Here is a 20219-nt window from a genome sequence, read left to right as displayed (position 1 = left end):
TCCTGTGCCTCGCTACGCGCGCTGATCGTCACCGCCGACGACTTCGGCCTGCATCCCGCCGTCAATGAGGCGGTGGAGCTGGCCCACCGCGACGGCGTGCTCAACGCCGCCAGCCTGATGGTGGGCGCGCCCGCCGTGGCGGATGCGGTCGAGCGCGCGCGCCGGCTGCCGTCGTTGCGCGTGGGGCTGCACGTGGTGCTGGCCGACGGCCCGGCCACGCTGCCGCGCGCGCAGATCCCCGACCTGGTCGACGCCGAAGCCCGCTTCGGCTCGGCCATGGCCCTGGACGGCTGCCGCTTCTTCTTCCTGCCGCGCGTGCGCCGCCAGCTGGCGGCGGAGATCCGCGCGCAGTTCGAAGCCTTTGCCGCCACCGGCCTGCCGCTTGACCACGTCAACACGCACAAGCATTTCCACCTGCACCCCACGGTGCTGTCACTGATCCTGTCGATCGGGCGCGACTACGGCCTGCGCGCGATGCGCCTGCCGCGCGAGCAGGGCGCGCCGTTGCCGCTGCGCCCCTGGCTGGCGCTGCTGCGCCGGCGCCTGGACCGCGCCGGCATCGCGCACAATGACTACGTGGTCGGCATCGCGCGCAGCGGGCAGATGGACGAGGCAGCCCTGCTGCAGGCGCTGGCGCAGTTGCCCGCGGGCGTGGGCGAGATCTACCTGCATCCGGCCGTGGTCTCTGGCGAGGCCATTACCGCATCGATGCGCGGCTACCGCCACGCCGACGAACTGGCCGCGCTGCTGTCGCCGCGCGTGCGCGCCGCGCTGGAGCGCGCGGCCAACCGGCGCGGCGGCTTTGCCGACGTGCTGGTGCCCTGATTTTTCAAGATGAAACGCATTGCTTACCTGACCGGGCTGATCGGCCTGCTGGCGCTCACCGCACTGGTGATCCATCAGGGCGCCGGCGATATCGCCGCAATCGTGGCGCAGGGCGGCTGGCTGCTGCTGTTGCTGGTGCCCCTGCACGCACTGCCGCTGCTGCTCGACGCGCAAGCCTGGCGCGTCCTGCTGACCTCGGCCGACCCCGAGGAGAAGGCGGGGCTCGGTTTCCTGTGGTGGGTCGCCACGGTGCGCGAAGCGGTCAACCGCCTGCTGCCGACGGTGGGGGTCGGCGGCGAACTGGTCGGCATCCGCCTGACGCGGCTGCGCATCCGCGACACCACCGCGGTGACTGCCAGCATCGTGGTCGAAGTGATGGTGACGCTGTTCTCGCAGTACCTGTTCTCGGCCATGGGGGTGCTGCTGCTGGTGGCCGCGCTGCAGGACAGCGGCGGGGCCTGGGTCATCCTGGCCGGGCTGCTGCTGTCATTGCCGGTGCCGGTGCTGTTCGCGCTGTCGCTGCGGCACACCGCGATCTTCGAGAAACTGGAAGGCGCGGCGCGCAAGCTGTTTGGCGAAGATCACCGCGTCGTCGCCTTGATCGACGGTGCGCGGCTCGATGCCCATATCCGCGCGCTCAACCGGCGCCGGCGCGAGCTGCTGGCGGCACTGGGCTGGCAACTGGCAGGGCTGGTCAGCGGCACGCTGGAGATCTGGCTGGCGTTGATGCTGCTGGGCCATCCGGTGCCGGTCTGGCAGGCGCTGGCAATCGAATCACTGACCCAGGCCGCGCGCCACGTGGCCTTCTTCGTGCCCGCCGGGCTGGGCGTGCAGGAAGCGGTGGTGATGCTGCTGGGGCAGGTGCTGGGGATGGATGCGCAGGTCTCGCTGGCGCTGGCGCTGGTCAAGCGCGCGCGCGAGATCCTGTTCGGCGTGCCCGCGCTGCTGTCATGGCAATGGGTGGAGTTGCGCCACTGGCGGCGCAACCGCGACACCGGCCACGCCGCGCCCTGATGGCGTGCGGCGCTCAGGTGTCGGATGCCTGGCGCGCGTTGTGGGTGGTCAGGTACTTCACCAGCCCGTCGACCCCGCTGCGCGCGACGATGTCCGCAAACTGCTTGCGGTACACCTCGATCAGCCACGCCCCCATCATGTTGATGTCGTAGATCTTCCAGCCGTTGGCTGTGCGCTGCAGCCGGTAATCGATCTGCATCTCGTCGGCATTGTTGATCACGCGCGTCTGCACCACCACATCGGTGGCGCCGCTGCCGGACTTGACCGGCTGGTAGCGGAACTTGACGTTCTGCTCGCGCAGCTGCGCCAGCGACACCGCATAGCTGCGCACCAGCAGCATCTGGAACTGCTCATGGAGCTGTTGCTGCTGTTCCGGCGTGGCGGTGCGCCAGGCACCGCCAACCGCCAGCCGCGTGGTGCGCTGGAAATCCGTGTAGGGCAGGAACTGCTTCTGGACCACCGCGGTAATCTTGGCGAGGTCGCCGGCGCGGGTGTCGGGATGGGACTGGATGGTGCCGATCACGCCCTCCACCGCGGCCTGCACCAGCCGCTCGGGGCTGGCGCGCAGGTCGCCGGGCTGGACTGCCTGGGCGTGCGCTACGGAAACCATGGCCACCGCCGCAAGCGGCGCCAGGTGAAGCAAACCGTGAATCGTCATGGATATGAGAGCCAGGAAGGACGGTGAAGCGGCGCCGGCGCTGCAGCGCCGGTGCCAGGCTGACAGTTTATAGCGGATCGGCCTGAATCGCGGATGCCCGGGCCGCGCATGCCGCATGCGCCACGCTGCCAGCCGATATACTCGCGGTTCGTGCTCCTTCCGGATCCGCCCATGCTGACTTCGCTGCTGACACGCATTGTCCGGCTTGCCACCGCCTGGCCGTGGCGCGTCATCATCCTGGCGGCATTGCTGACCGCCGTCAGCGGCGTCTACGTGGCCCGCAACTTTGCGATCAACACCGACATCGGCCGCCTGCTGGAATCCGACGCCCCCTGGGCGGTGCGCGATGCCGCCATCGGCGACGCCTTTCCCCAGCGCAACCAGTTGATCCTGGCGGTGGTGCAGGCGCCCGCGACCGAGCTGGCCGACGCCGCCGCCGAGGCGCTGGCCGAGGCGCTGCGCCGCCAGCCGGCACGCTTCACCGCGGTCAGCCAGCCCGGCGGCGGCCCGTTCTTCGCGCGCAACGGATTGCTGTTCGCCAGCACCGATGAAGTGCGCCAGCTCACGCAGCAGCTGGTGCAGGCACGCCCGCTCGTCAACGCGCTCGCACGTGACCCGACCCTGCGCGGCCTGTCCGATCTCCTCACCACCACGCTGACGCTGCCGCTGCAGATGGGGCAGGTAAAGCTGGGCGACATGGCCAGGCTGCTGGGTAGCAGTGCACGGACACTGGACCAGGTGCTGGCCGGCAAGCCCGCCGCGCTGTCCTGGGCAGGGCTGCTCGACGACAGCCTCAAGCCCGGGCCCGATGGCCAGGTCTACAGCTATATCGCGCTCAGCCCGGTGCTGGACTACAGCGACCTGCAGGCCGGGGCCGCCGCCTCGCGCGCGGTCCGGCAGGCGGCGGCCGAGCTGCAGCTGGCGCAGCGCTACCAGGCCACGGTGCGGCTGACCGGCCCGCAGGCGCTGGCCGACGATGAATTCGCCTCGGTCAGCGACGGCGCCGTGCTCAACGGCGTGCTGACGGTGCTGGTGGTGGTGCTGATCCTGTGGCTGGCCTTGCGCTCGGCGCGGCTGATCGTTGCGGTGCTGGCCAGCCTGTTTGCCGGGCTGCTGATCACCGCCGCGCTGGGGCTGGCCATGGTTGGCGCGCTGAACATGATCTCGGTGGCGTTCGCGGTGCTGTTCGTCGGGCTGGGGGTGGACTTCGGCATCCAGTTCGGCGTGCGCTACCGCGCCGAGCGCCATGACCGCGACCATATCGTCGAAGCGCTGGGGCTGGCCGCGCGCGCGGTGGGCGCGCCGCTGGCGCTGGCGGCCGCGGCCACGGCGGCGGCGTTCTTCTGCTTCCTGCCCACCGACTACCGCGGCGTGGCCGAGCTGGGGCTGATCGCGGGCGTGGGCATGATGGTGGCATTTGCCACCACCTTCACGCTGCTGCCGGCGCTGATCTGCGTGCTCAAGCCCGGCGGCGAACCCGAGGCGCCGGGCTTCGCGTGGCTGGCGCCCGCGGACCGGTTCTTCGACCGCTATCGCAAGCCGGTGCTGCTGGTCACCCTGCTCGCGATCCTGGCAGGCGCGCCGCTGCTGCCGCACCTGCGCTTTGACTTCGACCCGCTGCACCTGAAGGACCCCAGGTCCGAATCGATGGCCACGCTGCTGGCGCTCAAGGACGCGCCGCAGGCCGGCACCGACGATGTCAGCGTGCTGGCGCCTTCGCTGCCGGCCGCGCGCGATCTGGCCGGCAAGCTGGCGGCGCTGCCCGAGGTGGCGCGCGCGGTCACGCTGCAGACTTTCATCCCCGCAGACCAGCCGCCCAAGCTGCAGGCCATCGGCCAGGCCTCGGCCGCGCTGATGCCGGCGCTGACGCAGCCCGCCGCCACGCCCGCCACCGACAGCGCGCGCGTCAATGCGCTGCGCAATGCCGCGCGGCAGCTGGCCATCGCCGCCGACGAACGTCCCGGTCCGGGCGCGGCCGAAGCCGCGCACCTGTCCGCCACGCTGAAGCAGCTGGCAGCCGCCGACGCCGCCACGCGCGACCGCGCCGAGCGCGCCATCGCCGTGCCGCTGCAGCTGGCGCTGGCACGGCTGCAGCTGGCGCTGGGCCCGCAGCCCGTCAGCCAGCAGACGCTGCCGCCCGAACTGGTGCGCGACTGGATCACGCCGGACGGGCGCGCGCTGGTCAACGTCAGCCCGAAGCTGCCGCCGCCCGCCAGCGCACAGCGCGAGGCCGCGCTGGACCGCTTCATCACCGCGGTGCAGCGCGTGGAGCCGACCGCCACCGGCGGGCCGATTGCAATCCGCGGCTCGGCCGACACCATCATGGCCGCCTTTGCGCAGGCCGGCATCTGGGCGGTGGTGTCGATCACCATCCTGCTATGGATCACGCTGCGTCGATTCGGCGATGTGTTGCGCACGCTGATACCGCTGCTGGTTTCGGCCATCGTCACGCTGGAGTTGTGCGTGCTGTTCGGCATTGCGCTGAACTTTGCCAATGTGATCGCGCTGCCGCTGCTGCTGGGCGTGGGCGTCGCGTTCAAGATCTACTACGTGATTGCCTGGCGGCACGGCAAGACCCAGCTGCTGCAGTCCAGCCTGACGCACGCCGTGCTGTACAGCGCGGCCACCACCGCCACCGCTTTCGGCAGCCTGTGGCTGTCGCAGCATCCCGGCACCGCCAGCATGGGCAAGCTGCTGGCGCTGGCGCTGGCGTGCACGCTGGTCGGCGCGGTGTTCTTCCAGCCGATCCTGATGGGCCGCCCGCGCGAAGGCGCCCATCACAAACATGACAAGGCCGCCCGGTCATAATCACAAACCCGATGCGGCCGACCCCAATCCCCTTCGTACGATGCCTTTACGCCAGCGCGCTACATCCGTTGCCACCACCGCCATTGCCGCCGCCCTGCTCGCCGGCTGCGCCACCGGACCGCAAGCCAGCCCCGACGATCCGCTCGAGCCGATGAACCGCGCGGTCTTCACCGTCAACGACAAGCTCGACCAGTACGTGGCCGTGCCGGTGGCCAAGGGCTACAAGGCGGTCACGCCGGAGCCGGTGCGCACCGCGGTCACCAATTTCTATTCGAATATCGCGGACATCGGCAACTTTGCCAACAACCTGCTGCAGGGCAAGGGCGTTGAGGCAGCGGAGAGCTTCATGCGGGTCGCGATCAATTCCGTGCTGGGGATCGGCGGACTGATCGACATCGCCACGCCCGCCGGGCTGCAGAAGCATTCGCAGGATTTCGGCCTGACGCTGGGCACGTGGGGCGTGCCGTCGGGACCCTACCTGGTGCTGCCGCTGTTCGGCCCCAGCTCATTCCGCGACGGCGTGGGCCTGTATGTGAATTTCCAGTTCGACCCGACCACCTATGCCGAGCCGGCGGTGCGCAATTCGCTGTTCGGGATGAACGTGGTTGACGTGCGCACCAACCTGCTGGGCGCCACCGACCTGCTGAAGCTGGCGGCGCTGGACAAGTACGCCTTTGTGCGCGATGCCTACCTGCAGCGGCGCCGCTACCTGCTGGGAGAGAACACGTCGCTGCCAGACTACGACGAAGACGACGACGGCGGCACGGCCGCAGCGCCCGCCGCGGAGGCGCCGGCGGGCACGCCTGCGCCCGCGCAGCCGCAGGCGCCGCGCTGACGCGGGGTCTTAGCCGCCGATCCCCAGCAGCACCACCTCGAAGGTAAGCGTGGCGTTCGGCGGGATCGTTCCCGGCACGCCGCGCGCGCCGTAGGCCGTGGCCGGCGGGCAGGTCAGCTTGGCCTTGCCGCCCACCTGCATCGCCTGCACCCCTTCGGTCCAGCACGGGATCACGCGGTTGAGCGGGAACGAGATCGGCTGGCCGCGCTTGTACGAGCTGTCAAACTCGGTGCCGTCGGCCAGCGTGCCGCGGTAGTGAACCTGCACCGAGTCGGTGGCCTTGGGCGAGGCACCGTTGCCCTTGATCAGGTGCTGGATGGTCATGCCCGACGCCAGCGTCTGCGGCGCCGCCGCGGGTGCGGCCGGGGCCGAGGCGGCCGGGGCGGCCGGGGCGGCAGCGGAGGCGGCGCAGGCCAAGGTCAGGGTGCCGAGGAAAAGCGCAAGTGTTTTCATGGGAAACCTGGTCGTGAGGTCGTGATTGGGGATGCGGCAGTTTAACCGACACACGGCAACGATATGGCGGCAGCGGCATATAGCGCACAACGCACCCCCGCCGTGCGCCTTGCGGCAGGCATGGTGCGGCGCACCCCGCCGCATCCGTTACACGGGGCGTTTTGCCGTCTACGATGGTTCGTGACAGCCCCGCTGCCGCGGGCGCACGGAGATTGCCATGGCACTCACGGATTCACGGGACCTTCCGGTCTCGACCCAGAACGCCCGCTCGGTCGAGCAGTATGAGACCGCCCTGCAACTGCTGAACGGCTACTACGGCGACCCGCTCGCCGCCATCGACACGGCGCTGGCCGCCGACCCCGACTTCGCCATGGGCCACGCGCTGCGCGCGGCGCTGGCGGTCACCTCTGGCGATGGCACGGCCGAGCCCATGCTGCGCCAGAGCGTTGAAGCCGGCGAAGCCCTGCACGCCCGCGCCAACGACCGCGAGCGCCGCCACATCGCCGCGGCACGGGCCTGGCTGGACGGCGAGTTCGAGCGCTCGGTCCGTCTCTACGGCGATATCGTGATCGACTATCCACGCGACCTGCTGGCGATCCAGACCGCGCATCTCGGCGACTTCCTGCTGGGGCAGTCATCGATGCTGCGCGACCGCGTGGCGCAGGCGCTGCCGCACTGGGATGCCGGCATGCCGGGCTACGGCTACCTGCTCGGCATGCATGCCTTCGGCCTGGAAGAAACCCAGCTCTACGAGCGCGCCGAGGAAAGCGGCCGGCGCGCGCTGGAGCTCAATCCGCGCGACCCGTGGGCCGTGCACGCGGTGGCGCACGTGATGGAGATGCAGGGCCGGCTGGACGACGGCATCGCCTGGCTGGACGGGCGCCGCGACGACTGGTCCGACGACAATATGCTGGCCGTGCACAACTGGTGGCACCTGGCCTTGTTCCATCTGGAAGCGGGCAGGACCGACGAGGTGCTGGCGCTGTACGACCGCTATATCAAGCGCCCTGCGCCGGCGATCGCGCTGGACCTGGTGGATGCCTCCGCGCTGCTGTGGCGGCTGCACCTGCGCGGCGTGGACGTGGGCCGGCGCTGGCAGCCGGTGGCGGACGACTGGCTCGGCCGCGGCGCGGCCGGCTACTACGCCTTCAACGATGTCCATGCCGTGATGGCCAGCCTGGGCGCGCACCGGCCCGCTGCCGCCGACCAGGTCCGCGCCGCGCTGGAGCGCGCCGCCCTGGGCAACGGCACCAATGCCATGATGTCGCGCGATGTGGGGCTGCCGGTGGCCGATGCCCTGATCACGTTCGACCAGGGCGATTACAGCACCGCCATCGACCTGTTGATGCCGGTGCGCCTGATCGCCCACCGCTTCGGCGGCAGCCATGCGCAGCGCGACATCGTCAGCCTGACCCTGCTCGAGGCGGCGCTGCGCGGCCGCCGCAGCAACCTGGCGATCGCGCTCACGGCCGAACGCGCCGCGCTCAAGCCCATGAGTCCTAGCCTGCACCGGCTGGTGCAGCGCGCCGACTCGTGCCGCGCATAAGTCTCCCTGCCGCGGCCGGGATCGGCGCCTATACTGCACCTGTCCTGACCGGAGACCACCCATGCCCAGCTTCCGCGCCCTGTTCCGCCCCGCCCTCTTTGCCGCCATCGCCGCGCTGGCGCTGGCCGCCGTGCCGGCCATTGCCCATCACGGCTGGTCCACCTACGACGAGACCAAGCCGCTGACGCTGACCGGCAAGATCGTCGAGAGCCACTACGAGAACCCCCACGCGCATATCCGCATCGATGCCGGCGGCAAGCGCTGGCTGGCCGTGCTGGCACCGGTGTCGCGGATGGAGGCGCGCGGCGCCACCGCCGACAAGGTGGCCGTGGGGCGCGAGGTCACGCTGGTCGGCTACGCCAGCAAGGAAAAGGCCGACGAGCTGCGCGCCGAGCGCATCACCGTGGACGGCAAGACCGTCGAGTTGCGCTGAGCCGGCGCGCGCCGCATGTCGGTGCTGTTCGCGCAATGGACGGAATGGGCCGGCGCGCTGGCGCGGCTGCCGTTCCCGATGGCCCTGCGCAGTTCGGCCTGGGCCTATCCCGCGGTAGAGATCGTCCACCTGGCCGGCATGGCGCTGCTGTTCGGCTCCATCTTCGTGGTCGACATGCGCCTGGCCGGGCTCGGCCGGCGGCTGCCGGTGAGCCTGCTGTTGCGCCATGCGCTGCCCTTCACCGTCGGCGCCTTCATTGCGGTCGCGGCCAGCGGCGTGCTGCTGTTCCTGGCCCATGCCGATGAGCTGGCCGCCAATCCCGCGTTCCTGGCCAAGCTGTGCCTGATTGCACTGGCGCTGGCCAATGTGCTGTGGTTCCACCTCGGGCCCTATCGCAGCCTGCATGCCGGGCAACGGGGCTGGGACAGCGGCGTCGCGCCGCCGGCCGGCGCGCGCGTCAGCGCCATTGTCTCGATGGTGACGTGGTTGCTGGTGATCTGTGCCGGGCGTCTGATTGCCTATGTCTGATGGCCGCGGGACTCACGGCGGCGCCGGAGACAGCATCCCCAGCATGGCCACCAGGGCCATCACCAGCGCGGCGGCGCAGGCCTCCAGCAGCAGGCTGCGCCGCAACGCCAGCGTCGCCGCCCGATGCTCCCCAGCCTGCACCGCCAACGCCAGCCGCGGACTCAGGCGGAAGCGGTTCGCGGCGGCCAGGCCAAGCATCGCCACGAACAGCGCGAGCTTGGCGGCCAGCAGCCCGCCATAGGACATCGGCGCAAGATCCGGCAGCGCCGGGCCCACGATGAACCAGTAGTTGAGCGCGCCGGTCAGCAGCAGCGTGGCAACAATGATGGTGCCGATACGGGCAAACCCGTTCGAGGTGCGGCTCAGCAGCACCACCGCCGCCCGGTCCGATACCGGCCCCGCCAGCGACAGCAGCACGAACGCGGCCAACGCGCCAACCCAGGCGCCGGCGGCCAGCAGGTGGGCCACGTCGGCGCTCAGGTGGAGATAGCGCAAGGCGCCCTCATGCATCGCGCCGTGGCCGCCCCAGGCCAGCGTCGCCAGCGCAATCCCGCCGAACCCGGCCAGCGCGGTGAAGCGCGCGCCCGGCCGCCTGCGCCAGGACACGCAGGCCAGCACGAACAGCAGCAGGGCCGCCAGGCGCACCGACCACGCCAGCCCGAAATCCGTCCCTGTGACGATCATGGCGAAGACGTGGGCCTGCAACGCGGCGTAGTCGGACTCCCCTGTCATGGCCAGCGCCATCACCACAAGGGCAGCCAGCGAAAGCCCGATGCCGGCGATGGCGCAGCCCAGCGCAAGCGCCTGGCAACGCTTTGCGAAGCGTGAGGCCCGTTCCCCCCGATGCAGCGCATAGGTGCAGAACAGCGGCAGCCCGAACAGCAAGGCCAGGTCGACATAGAGCGCCAGGCGCAGCCCGGCGGCCATCCAGTCCGGCTGCTGCAATCACTTCACCGTGAAGGCAATCTTGCCGTTGACGGGATGGGTATCGGACGACACCGCCCGCCAGTCCACCCGATAGCTGCCAGGCGGCAGCGGCTGCGCCGGCGTGATCACCATGGCCTTGGGGTCGTCGCTGCCGGAGACTTTCACGGCCATCTTCATCGGCGCATGGTCGGCCATGCCCGGCATGCCGGTCATCACCAGGTTGGCGCCGGAAAACTGGGTGACCAGGTTCTCGGAGAACTGCAGTTCGATCTTCTGCGGCGCGGCCACCTCGGCCTTGTCCGCCGGCGTGGACGACACCAGCTTCGGGTGCGCGAAAGCGATGCTGCTGGCCAGCGCCGCGGTTGCGGCAAGCAGGATCTGGATCAGGGGGCGATTGGCATGCATGGTTGTCTCCGCTTGGGGATGATGAAGTTGTGGTGTCAGAACCAGACCCGGACACCGGCGACGAAACGCGTTTCGCCCGCCTTGCCGCCAGAGGTCCGGATCATGTCGGCGGTATTGCCGAAGGCCTGGTAGCGCTCCACGCCGATATACGGCGCGAACTGCCGGCTGAACTCATAGCGCAGCCGCAGCCCCACGGTGCCGTTGGACAAGCCGCTGCCGATGCCCGCCTCCGGGTCGTTCTTGCCATAGAGGTTGGCTTCGATGCGTGGTTGCAGGATCAGGCGCTGCGTCAGCAGCAATTCGTATTCGGCGGACAGCCGCAACGCGGTGCGGCCGCTGGTGCCGACATAGGCCGTGGCATCGACCTCGAACCAGTACGGCGCCAGCCCCTGCACGCCGAAGGCCAGCCAGTTGCGCGCCGGGCGCCCGCTGCCGGCGTCGTTGCGCAGGCCCAGCTGGGTATCCCAGTAGCTGGCCACGGCGTGGCCCCACAGCAGCTCGGTGCGGGCCTCGTGCAGCTTGCCCTTCGATGCTTCGCCCTCGGCCTTGAGCACCAGCTTGTCGTAGCTGTTGCCGAACCACGCCTGCATCTCGTAGGCGGCGGCATTGCTGCCGCTGGCGTGGGCCCACTCCAGGCGGTCGACCAGCACCGAGGCGAACAGGTGCTCGTCGGCCATCACGAGCTGGCGTTTGTCGCCCAGCGCGTACTTGCCGACGCCCAGCTGGTAGCCGCCGGAATAGGCATGCGGATCGCGGGCGTCGGGCGGCGCGCTGCCGCCCTGCATCTTCATGTCGCCGTGGTCCATGGCAGGGGCGGCCATGCCCTGCGTGTCCGGCATCGGCGCGCCGCCACCGTCCATGGTCTGGATCCCGTCCTGCTCCATGCCCTGCATCTGGCCATGGTCCATGCCCTGCATGGCGGCCGGGGCATCGTGCTGGTGCGCATGGCCGGCATGCGGGTCCTGCGCCTGGGCTGCGCCGATTGCGGTCAAGGCCAGCGCCGCGGCCAGTATCGTCTTCTTGTGCCTGTGCATGGAGATAATTGCGAATTCAGGTTGAGCCATCACGCCACCACCACTTCGCGGAACATGCCCGCATCCATATGCAGCATCAGGTGGCAATGCCAGGCCCAGCGTCCCAGCGCATCGGCGCTGACCAGGAAGCTGATGCGCTGCGCCGGCTGCACGGGGATGGTGTGGCGCCGCGCCTGGAAGCTGCCGTCCGGCGTTTCCAGCTCGCTCCACATGCCGTGCAGGTGCATGGGGTGGGTCATCATGGTGTCGTTGTGCAGGATCACGCGCAGCCGTTCGCCATGCTTGAAGTAGATCGGCGTCGACTTGCCGAACTCGACGCCGTCGAAGGACCAGGTGTAGCGCTCCATATTGCCGGTCAGGTGCAACTCGACCTCGCGCCCGGGGCCGCGCGCATCCATGGCGCCGCCGATGGTGTGCTGGTCGGCCAGGGTCAGCACGCGCCTGCCGTTGTTGCGCAGGCCGATGCCGGGATCGTCCAGGTTGGTGCGCGCCATGTCGACGCGCATGTCGGTGCCCGGACCGTATTCGGTGCGGGCGTGGCGGGCGGTCTTGCTGGGGACCTTGAGCGGGTCGGCGGCGGCCATGGCGTGCTGGCTGTGGTCCATGCCGGCGTGGTCCATGCCCTGCATCGGCATGGCGCCGTGCTGCATACCGCCGTGTCCGGCATGCCCGCCATGGCCGCCATGCCCGCCGTGGCCCGTCATCGCGCCCATCATGTCGGTCATGGTCAGCCATTCGGCCTGGTCGAGTGCGGGCACCGGCGCCGCCAGCCCTTCCCTGACCGCCAGCGTGCCGCGCGCATAGCCGGTACGGTCCATCGATTGCGCGAACAGCGTGTAAGCGTCGTCGCGCGGTTCGACAATCGCATCGCAGGTCTCGCCGGGGCCGAAGCGGAATTCGTCGACCGTGACCGGTTCGATATCCTGGCCGTCGACCTGCACCACCCGCAGCTTCAGCCCGGGGATGCGCACGTCATAGAAGGTGTTGCCCGAGCCGTTGATAAAGCGCAGGCGCACGGTCTCGCCGCGCCGGAACAGCCCGGTCCAGTTGCCGGCCGGCGTGACGCCGTTGGCCAGGTGCGTGAGCGTGGCGCTGGACAGGTCCGCCAGGTCGGTCGGGCTCATCCGCATCTGGTTCCACATGCTGCGCTTGTCCAGCGCCTGCTTCAGCCCGTCGCGCGAGACGTCGCGGAAGAAGTCGACCACGGTCGGCTGGTTGTAGTTGTAGTAGTCGCCCTGGACCTTGAGCTTGGTCAGCACCCGCATCGGGTCTTCGTCGGTCCAGTCCGACAGCAGCACGGTGTGGTCGCGGTCGGCCCGCACGGTTTCCTGGCCCGAGGCCGGATCGATGACGATGCCGCCGTACACGCCGGTCATTTCCTGGAAGCCCGAATGCGAGTGGTACCAGTAGCTGCCGGTCTGCGCGACCTTGAAGCGGTAGGTGAAGGTCTGGCCGGGCGGGATGCCGGCAAAGCTGATGCCGGGCACGCCGTCCATCTCAAACGGCAGGATGATGCCGTGCCAGTGGATCGAGGTGGCCTCGCGCAGGCGGTTGGTCACGCGGATGGTGACCGTGTCGCCCTCGCGCCAGCGCAGCGTCGGGCCGGGCAGCATGCCGTTGATGGTGGTGGCAATGGCCGGCTTGCCGGTAAAGTTGACCAGCGACTCGCCGATCACCAGGTCGAACTCGGTGCCGCGCAGCACCGGCGCCGAGCCGGAGCCGGCCGGGGCAGCCTGCCCGGCGCGCTGGCCCGCATGCTGCGCCCACGCGCTGCCGCCGACGCCGGCAAGGCCGGCCACCACGCCGCCGGCAACCAGCCCTTGCACGAAGCGGCGGCGGGGTAAATCGGGCAGCACAAGGCCGGTACTGGGGTGGCGTCGCATGTCATCAGTCCTGGTAGAAAGCATGCCAAGCGTAGCGAAGGCCACCCTACGCACGTCTGACTGGAACATGACATTCCGGTAATCTTCCGGTCATGTTGGCGCCCGCGTTGCCGGCGTAGAGTTGCCGGACCCTGCCGAAAGGGCTGATCGATCAAGGAATGTGCTGATGAAACTGCTAGTGGTGGAGGACGAGTCCAAGACCGGCGAATACCTGCGCCAGGGGCTGACCGAGGCGGGCTTTGTCGTCGACCTGGTGGCCAACGGACTGGACGGCCAGCATATGGCGATGACCGAGCCCTATGACCTGGTCATCCTGGACGTGATGCTGCCGGATCTCGACGGCTGGCGCATCGTGCAGGCGCTGCGCGCGGCGGAAATCGCCGTGCCGGTGCTGTTCCTGACCGCGCGCGACAGCGTGGCCGACCGCGTCAAGGGGCTGGAGCTGGGTGCGGACGACTACCTGGTCAAGCCCTTCGCCTTTTCCGAGCTGCTCGCGCGGGTGCGCACGCTGCTGCGCCGGGGCACGGCGCAGATGGCGCTGGACCGCATCCAGGTGGCCGACCTGGTGCTGGACCTGGGCCGCCGCCGGGCCACGCGCGCCGGGCGCCGCATCACGCTGACCAGCAAGGAGTTCGCCTTGCTGGAACTGCTGGCGCGCCGCCGCGGCGAAGTGCTGCCGCGCTCCTTGATCGCCTCGCAGGTGTGGGACATGAACTTCGACAGCGACAGCAATGTCATCGACGTCGCCATCCGGCGCCTGCGCGCGAAGATCGACGATGAGTTCGAGCCCAAGCTGATCCAGACCGTGCGCGGCATGGGCTATGTGCTGGAAGCCCCCGAGGCAGCGGAGAACGCTGAATGAAGGTCCGGATGTCGCTGACGGCACGGCTCACCATCCTGTTCTCGCTGTCGTCGGCCGCGGTGCTGCTGGGGCTGGGCGTGCTGATCTGGCTGGCGATCGACAATCATTTCGCCGACGAGGACTACGCCGTGCTCGGCGACAACGTGCGGCTGATCCAGAAGATCGCGGGCGAAGGCCCGGCGGCGTCGCTGGCGCAACGCCTGGGCCCGGTGCTGGAACACCATGCCGGATTCGTCGCCGAAGTGCGCGCCGGCGACGGCAAGCGCCTGTATGCCACGCAGGGCTTCGACTTCGGCATGGCCCTGGCCGCCGCCGCGCAGCTGCCGGCGCAGCGGCATGCCTTCACCTGGGAACAGGGCGGCCAGACCTACCGCGGCATGCGTGCGCTGGCGCAGGTGCCAACCGGACAGCCGGGGCCGCTGCAGGTCGTGGTCGGCATGGACACGGCGCTGCACGCCCACTTCATGCACGCCTTCCGCCAGTCGCTGGCCTTCTACACCGCGCTGGCCGCGCTGGCGAGCGGGCTGCTGGGCTGGTGGGCCGCGCGTCGCGGACTCTGGCCACTGCGCACCATGGCCTCGCGCGCGCGCGCCGTCACCGCGCACAAGCTGGACGAGCGCATGCCGGTCGATGCCGTGCCGGTGGAAATGGCCGACCTGGCCGCGACGCTCAACGCCATGCTGGAACGCCTGCAGCGCGATTTCACGCGCCTGTCGGAGTTCTCATCGGACCTGGCGCATGAGTTGCGCACGCCGATCACCAACCTGATGACGCAGACCCAGGTGGTGCTGTCGCAACCGCGCGATGCGGACAAGTACCGCGACGTGCTGGCGTCCAACGTGGAAGAGCTGCAGCGCCTGTCGCGCATGGTGTCGGACATGCTCTACCTGGCGAAGATGGAGCACGGCATCACCCTGCCGAACGCCGAGCCGATCGAGGTGGCTGATGAAGTCACTGCGCTGTTCGATTTCTACGATGCGTTGGCCGAGGACAAGGGTGTGCGCATGGCCCTGCGCGGCCGTGGCCGCATCACCGGCGACCGGCTGATGCTGCGGCGGGCATTGAGCAACCTGCTGTCGAATGCGCTGCGGCATACGCCGGCGGGCAAGGGCATTGTGGTGGAGATTCTGCCCTCCGCCGAGGCGGTGACGGTGGTGGTCGAGAACGAGGGCGACACGATCCGGCCGGAGTTGCTGCCATCGCTGTTCGATCGGTTCTTCCGTGCCGACAAGTCGCGGGCGCGGCCCGAGTCCGATGGCGCCGGGCTGGGGCTGGCGATTACGCAGGCGATTGTGGCTGCGCATGGTGGGGGGATTGGAGTGGAATCGGAGGGAGGAAGGACGCGCTTTGTCTTGACGTTCAAGGCGTAGGGACTGAGGCAGATTCAGCCGTGTCAGCGGTGATCGCATCCGCCGGCAACCCAGGCAGCATGGCGCGAATCGCTGGGACGAGCTCCCGCGTGGGCACCGTCCGCGTGATCCGGGCAATGTCTGCGGCGAGGCCGGGCCACTCCGCCGTTCGGTAAAGCAAGTAGAAATCGCGCTGGCCCAGCCGGGATGGTGGAATCGGCACAAGGTCGATCTGGTCCAGCCACGCCCGCGATTGCCAGAGGCAAAGACGCGTGCTGGGCAAGGCGGGTACTGAGTTCAGGGGCCCCCAAAAAAGCCGCCCACGCCAGTTACGGCAATTGGGGGAGCTGGCGTGGGCGCGAAGACCACCGGATGCGGCTCCAGCGGCAATCCGATGCTACGCAAATCCCCCTGTGACGACTGCCAACAATTGTGTCGGCAGCCGTAACGTGGCTTGCGGCCGTTGGCGTGCCGCTCAGGCCACAGGCAATTCGATACGGAACACCGCCCCCGCCCCAGCCGCGCTGCGCACGCTGGCCTTGCCGCCATGCCGCTCGGCCACGGCCCGCACCAGCACCAGCCCCAGACCCGCGCCTTCCGGCGCGCCCTGCTGCCCCTCATGCAAGCGCGCGAACGGTTCGAACAATCGTGCCTGGTCGGCCTCGGCAATTCCCGGCCCATGGTCCTGCACGGCAACGACAAAGCTGCCCGGCTCACGCGTGAGCGAGACCGTCACGGTCCCCCCTTGCGGGCTGAACTTGATCGCATTGCTGACCAGGTTGGCGATGGCGCGCGCCAGCAGCGTCGGTTCACCCTGCAGCACCGCGGGCTCGTCAGGCAGGTCGATCTGCAGCGTCACTTCGCGGGCCTTGGCCAGTGCCCAGAGCTGGTCCGTCGCATCCAGCACCAGGCCGCCCAATTCCACTTCCATGAACGCCAGGGTCTTCGACTCCGCGCGCGCGACGCTGATGAAATCGTCGGCCAGCGTCATCGTGCGGCGTGCATGGGCGGCGATGCGTGCCAGCACGCCGCTGTCCGTGGCGACGTCGCCGGCGGCTGCCCCATCGCGCCGCGCGCGGCGCTCATGCAGCTCGATCAAGGCCAGGATCGATGCCTGCGGCGAGCGCATGTCGTGCGACAGGAAGCGCAGCATCTGCTCGCGCTGGCGCTCGGCAATGCGGATCGCGGTGATGTCGATCACGCTGACGATCAGGCCGGCCACGGCGCCGGCCTCGGCGTGCAGCGGCGCGCCATGCAGCAGGTAGCGGCGGTCGCCGCGCCCGGCCACCTCGATGCCGCCGTCGGGAACCGGGACCGGAGCGATGCGGGCGCCGGCGTGGCGGTCGTGCAGCGACTGCCAGTACGCCAGGGCCGGTGCCGGCGCGGGAAAGATTGCCTCGATCAGCGCGCGGATGGCGGCCCGCGGCGGCCCGGCCGCGCCCGGCGCATGAGCGGGCTCGCCGTCCAGCACCGCGGGCGCCAGCGCCACGCAGCGCCGGTTGGCCAGCATCACGGCGCCGTCCAGGTCGCAGATCGCGGTGGCATCGGGCAGGCTTTCCAGGCCATCGGACAGGAAGCGGCGCGTGCCGCGCAGCTGCGCGCTCATGCCGTAGACGGCGCGCATGCGGCTGTCGAGCGTGGCGCCGGCATGGCGCGGCGCGGCAATCAGGCCGGGTTCGCGTTCCAGCCGCGCCAGTTCGTCGGTAAGGAAGCGCAGGGCCGCCTCCTGGCGCAGCCAGCTCCACAGCGGGTAGAACAGCACGCAGCCCAGCGCCGCGGCGGCGGGTGCAAACCATAGCCGCGCCAGCGCCAGCAGCAACAGCGAGCCGCCCAGCAGGGCGGCCAGCAGCAGCCCGGTGGCCACCAGCGCGCCGCGCGGGGGCAGGCGCAGCGCGGCCAGTGCGGCCAGCAGCACCGCCAGCAGCGTGCCGCCGACCTGCCACGCGCGCGGCACCGCCACGATGGCATCGCCGTCGGTCAGCGCCTGCACGGTATTGGCCAGGATCTCCACCCCACTCATGCCGCGGCCATCGCGCGACACGGGCGTCGGCAGCACGTCGCCCATGCCGGTGGCGAGCGCGCCGATCAGCACGGCCTTGCCGGCAAAGATGGCGGGATTGGTGCGGCCGTCCAGCACGTCGCGCGCCGACACGCGGGCAAAGGTGCCGGGCGGGCCGGCATACGGGATGCGCAGGCGGCCGCTGCGCTCCCAGCCGTTGGCTTCGGTGATCCGGGCCGGCTCCTGGCGCGCGATGCCGGGCGGCTCTCCGGCGCGCCCGAACCCCGCCATCACCGCGGCCAGGTGCGGCACGCCGGCGGCGGCCACCGGATGGGGCCCCTCGCTCAGATAGACCTGGCGCGCCACGCCATCGGTATCGACCACCATGTTGATATGCCCCACCGCGGCGCCCAGCCCGGCCAGCGGGTAGCGCACCAGCATGCCGGCGGGTCCGGATTCGGCCACCACCGGCAGCACCACGTTGCCGGCCTGGGCCAGGCTGCGGGCCAGCACGGCGTCGTCTTGCGGATAGCGGGTGTCGCGCTCGGACAGGATCACGTCCACGCCGATCACGCGCGGCCGGCCGGCGGCGATGCGCTCGACCAGCTGCGCCAGCACCGCGCGGCGCCACGGCCAGCGGCCGATGGCGGTGATGCTGGCGTCATCGATGCCGACGATGACGATGTCGTCGCGGGCCGGATGATGCTGGGCGCTGATGGCGATGTCGTAGGCGGCCAGGTCGGCGCGCTCGGCCCAGCCCTGGCGCGCGGCCAGCACCACCAGGGCCAGCACGGCCGCAAGCAGCAGGCACCATTCGATCAGCGTGCGCTGCCCGAAAGCGTGCCCGGGCGCGGCCGGTGCCGGGCCTGGCGCGTCAGTTGAGCCGGATGCGGCCACCACCGTCCGGCCGGTCGCCCGACCCGATTGCGCCGCCCTGCGAGTCGCGCAGGAGGGCATTGACTTCAATGCGCTGCGGCGCGGAGAACGCCGCCGGGTCAGGTGTCACCCCCGGCGCCGCACGTGCCACGCGGATGAAATAGACGCCGGGCGCGGGGCGCGGCAGGTCAATGGTGTTGGTGGTGGTGTGCTCGTCGGCCAGCAGCGTGGCAAAGCCGGCATCGGCCGAAACCTGGACCCGGTAGCCCGCGCCGGCGCCGCTGCCCTCGGGCCAGCCGATATGCAGCGCGCCGCCGTCGTCCTGCAGGGTCGGCACGGGCGGCTTGGGTTCGACGCTGAACGGGACCGCGTCCGACCACGGGCCCGGCCGGCCCGCCGCATCGACGCTGCGCACGCGCCACCACCAGCGGCCCGGCACCAGCGCTTGCGTGGCGGCGGGGTCGGAGGCCGCCTGCACCGCGGCATCGCGCGTAAAGGCCGGATCGGCGGCCAGCGCCAGTTCGTAGCGCGCCGCGCTCGGCACGGTGGCCCATTCGAAGGCGACGGCGTCGGCATAGCGCACCGCATCGGCGGCAGGCTGCTGCGTGAACGGCGCCGGCGGGTTCAGCCGCACCGACACCGGTGCCTGGGCGTCGTGGCCAGTCAGCTGGTGCTTGTCGATGGCACTGACGCTCAGGTACAGCGTGCCCTCGGGCAGGCCGTCGACGCGCGCGGTCGTGGCAGTGGCGCCACTGGCGGTGCCGGTCCAGACCAGTTCGCTCAGCGCCGCATCGCGCGCCACCAGCACGCGGTAGGCGGTGGCGCCCGGCACCGGCCGCCAGGCGGCCTCGAAGGACGGGCCCAGCACGGTTTCGGCCGGGGGCAGCAGGGCCGGCGCCGGCAGCAGCGCCACCGGCTGCGACAGCTTGCCGTCGGCCGACACGCCGATGCCATAGCCGGCACCGACCGAAGCCGCCGCGGTCATGGCGCGCTCCGCTGCCGGCCTGGCGCGGGCGCCCCGCGCCGCACTGACGCCGACGCGCCCTTCCAGCACCTCGCTGCGGCTTCCTGCCATGTCTGCCGAGACCCGGTAGCGGGTGCCGCGCACGCCGGTCACCATCATCGGCGTATGCAGCTCGAAGCGCCCGACGCCGCCGCCCTGCGGTGCCACGCGCGTATCGGCGGCACCCTTGTCGATGCGGATCACGGTGTCGGTCAGGCCGCTGCGCGCGAACGTGCGCAGCCGGCTGACCGAGAGCGTGGTGGCCGGCGGCACCGTGACGCGGCTGCGGTCCGGCAGCTCCAGCGTGACCGAGCCGCCCGCGGGGGTCTCGATGCGCGTGGTTTCGTCCAGCGTCATGCCGGCCTGCACCGGCCGGCCATTGGCGCGGACCGCGCCGGCCACATGGACCACGCGCGCCGAGGCGGCCTGTTCGGGAATCTGGCTGAGCGGGATGCGCAGGCGCGAGCCGGGCACCAGCCGGTACGGATCGGCCACGCGGTTCAGGCGCTGCAGCGTGCGCCAGCCTTCCTCGGACGCCATGTAGCGCGAGGCCAGGCCGATCAGTGTATCGCCCGGCTCCACCAGGTAGATAAAATCGGCGCCTTCCGCGCCCGCGGGCCCGGCGTGCGCCGGAACCGCCATGCCGGCCAGCAGGGCCAGCGCGGCACATCCAATCCGCATAAGAACCCGTTTCATCATGAAAGAGGGGACGCGTTCAAGCCAGGCGCGGCGCAGGCTAGGCGCGGGCCGCCGGCCTTGGTCATTCCAAGGTCAAGGCCCG

Annotated in this window: 17 protein-coding genes; 9 read left to right on the top strand and 8 right to left on the bottom strand. The window is 70.4% G+C overall.

The window, feature by feature from the left end; all coding sequences use genetic code 11:
• The first annotated feature begins 21 nt into the window (after positions 1-21).
• Entirely contained in the window at positions 22-825 is an 804-nt protein-coding gene (gene hpnK / locus AC3WVS_RS02225; protein WP_492317431.1) for a hopanoid biosynthesis-associated protein HpnK, read from the top strand.
• 9 nt (positions 826-834) lie between these two features.
• Positions 835-1839, top strand: a complete 1005-nt coding sequence (locus AC3WVS_RS02220) for a lysylphosphatidylglycerol synthase domain-containing protein (RefSeq protein ID WP_492317198.1) — start codon at positions 835-837, stop codon at positions 1837-1839.
• Between the two features lie 13 nt (positions 1840-1852).
• Here AC3WVS_RS02220 and AC3WVS_RS02215 read toward each other — a convergent pair whose 3' ends face one another.
• Positions 1853-2497, bottom strand: a complete 645-nt coding sequence (locus AC3WVS_RS02215; RefSeq protein WP_492317197.1) for an MlaC/ttg2D family ABC transporter substrate-binding protein — start codon at positions 2495-2497, stop codon at positions 1853-1855.
• Between the two features lie 171 nt (positions 2498-2668).
• Here AC3WVS_RS02215 and hpnN point away from each other — a divergent pair, with 171 nt between their 5' ends.
• Both hpnN and AC3WVS_RS02205 read left to right on the top strand, forming a co-directional pair.
• Positions 2669-5305 carry a hopanoid transporter HpnN gene (gene hpnN, locus AC3WVS_RS02210; RefSeq protein ID WP_492317196.1) on the top strand — a complete coding sequence of 879 codons (2637 nt, stop codon included), beginning with the start codon at positions 2669-2671 and terminating at the stop codon, positions 5303-5305.
• Positions 5306-5345: 40 nt separating this feature from the next.
• The gene (locus AC3WVS_RS02205; RefSeq protein ID WP_010810959.1) at positions 5346-6140 is read left to right on the top strand and encodes an MlaA family lipoprotein; all 795 of its coding nucleotides are present in this window, start codon (positions 5346-5348) and stop codon (positions 6138-6140) included.
• Between the two features lie 9 nt (positions 6141-6149).
• Here the strand turns inward: AC3WVS_RS02205 and AC3WVS_RS02200 are convergent, their stop codons facing one another.
• Positions 6150-6593 (bottom strand): FKBP-type peptidyl-prolyl cis-trans isomerase, encoded by a 444-nt coding sequence (locus AC3WVS_RS02200; RefSeq protein ID WP_492317195.1) that lies wholly within the window; start codon positions 6591-6593, stop codon positions 6150-6152.
• Positions 6594-6810: 217 nt separating this feature from the next.
• Between AC3WVS_RS02200 and AC3WVS_RS02195 the strand changes: the two genes are divergently transcribed.
• The 3 genes from AC3WVS_RS02195 to AC3WVS_RS02185 all read left to right on the top strand — a co-directional run bounded on the left by AC3WVS_RS02195 (position 6811) and on the right by AC3WVS_RS02185 (position 9100).
• Positions 6811-8139, top strand: a complete 1329-nt coding sequence (locus tag AC3WVS_RS02195) for a tetratricopeptide repeat protein (protein WP_492317194.1) — start codon at positions 6811-6813, stop codon at positions 8137-8139.
• A gap of 61 nt (positions 8140-8200) precedes the next feature.
• Positions 8201-8572: a DUF6152 family protein gene (locus AC3WVS_RS02190; protein ID WP_492317193.1), complete on the top strand. Its 372-nt coding sequence runs from the start codon at positions 8201-8203 to the stop codon at positions 8570-8572.
• Positions 8573-8587: 15 nt separating this feature from the next.
• The gene (locus AC3WVS_RS02185; RefSeq protein ID WP_492317192.1) at positions 8588-9100 is read left to right on the top strand and encodes a DUF6644 family protein; all 513 of its coding nucleotides are present in this window, start codon (positions 8588-8590) and stop codon (positions 9098-9100) included.
• Between the two features lie 12 nt (positions 9101-9112).
• Here the strand turns inward: AC3WVS_RS02185 and copD are convergent, their stop codons facing one another.
• Genes copD through AC3WVS_RS02165 form a run of 4 tightly spaced genes read right to left on the bottom strand, consistent with a single transcriptional unit; the run spans position 9113 to position 13349 of the window.
• A complete protein-coding gene (gene copD / locus AC3WVS_RS02180; protein WP_492317191.1) occupies positions 9113-10045 on the bottom strand; it encodes a copper homeostasis membrane protein CopD in 933 nt (310 codons plus the stop codon).
• Complete coding sequence (copC, locus tag AC3WVS_RS02175; protein ID WP_492317190.1) at positions 10046-10432, bottom strand: copper homeostasis periplasmic binding protein CopC; 387 nt, start codon at positions 10430-10432, stop codon at positions 10046-10048.
• Between the two features lie 35 nt (positions 10433-10467).
• A complete protein-coding gene (locus tag AC3WVS_RS02170; RefSeq protein WP_492317189.1) occupies positions 10468-11466 on the bottom strand; it encodes a copper resistance protein B in 999 nt (332 codons plus the stop codon).
• 29 nt (positions 11467-11495) lie between these two features.
• Positions 11496-13349 carry a copper resistance system multicopper oxidase gene (locus AC3WVS_RS02165; RefSeq protein ID WP_492317188.1) on the bottom strand — a complete coding sequence of 618 codons (1854 nt, stop codon included), beginning with the start codon at positions 13347-13349 and terminating at the stop codon, positions 11496-11498.
• A 166-nt stretch (positions 13350-13515) separates the two neighbouring features.
• Here AC3WVS_RS02165 and AC3WVS_RS02160 point away from each other — a divergent pair, with 166 nt between their 5' ends.
• Both AC3WVS_RS02160 and AC3WVS_RS02155 read left to right on the top strand, forming a co-directional pair.
• Complete coding sequence (locus tag AC3WVS_RS02160) at positions 13516-14211, top strand: heavy metal response regulator transcription factor (protein ID WP_492317187.1); 696 nt, start codon at positions 13516-13518, stop codon at positions 14209-14211.
• A complete protein-coding gene (locus AC3WVS_RS02155) occupies positions 14208-15581 on the top strand; it encodes a heavy metal sensor histidine kinase (protein ID WP_492317186.1) in 1374 nt (457 codons plus the stop codon). Before AC3WVS_RS02160 ends, AC3WVS_RS02155 begins: the two co-directional genes overlap by 4 nt.
• 454 nt (positions 15582-16035) lie before the next feature.
• On the opposite strand, the gene AC3WVS_RS02150 is transcribed toward AC3WVS_RS02155, so the two are convergent.
• Both AC3WVS_RS02150 and AC3WVS_RS02145 read right to left on the bottom strand, forming a co-directional pair.
• Positions 16036-18459: a CHASE2 domain-containing protein gene (locus AC3WVS_RS02150; protein WP_492317185.1), complete on the bottom strand. Its 2424-nt coding sequence runs from the start codon at positions 18457-18459 to the stop codon at positions 16036-16038.
• Positions 18434-20119, bottom strand: a complete 1686-nt coding sequence (locus tag AC3WVS_RS02145; RefSeq protein ID WP_492317184.1) for a FecR domain-containing protein — start codon at positions 20117-20119, stop codon at positions 18434-18436. The genes AC3WVS_RS02150 and AC3WVS_RS02145 overlap by 26 nt, the downstream gene beginning before the upstream one ends.
• Between the last annotated feature and the right edge of the window lie 100 nt (positions 20120-20219).

This window comes from Cupriavidus sp. CPT47-8839-RL05A (assembly GCF_058792255.1).
The sequence above is the reverse complement of the archived record's forward strand: the minus strand, read 5'-3'. Positions and strand labels throughout refer to the sequence as shown.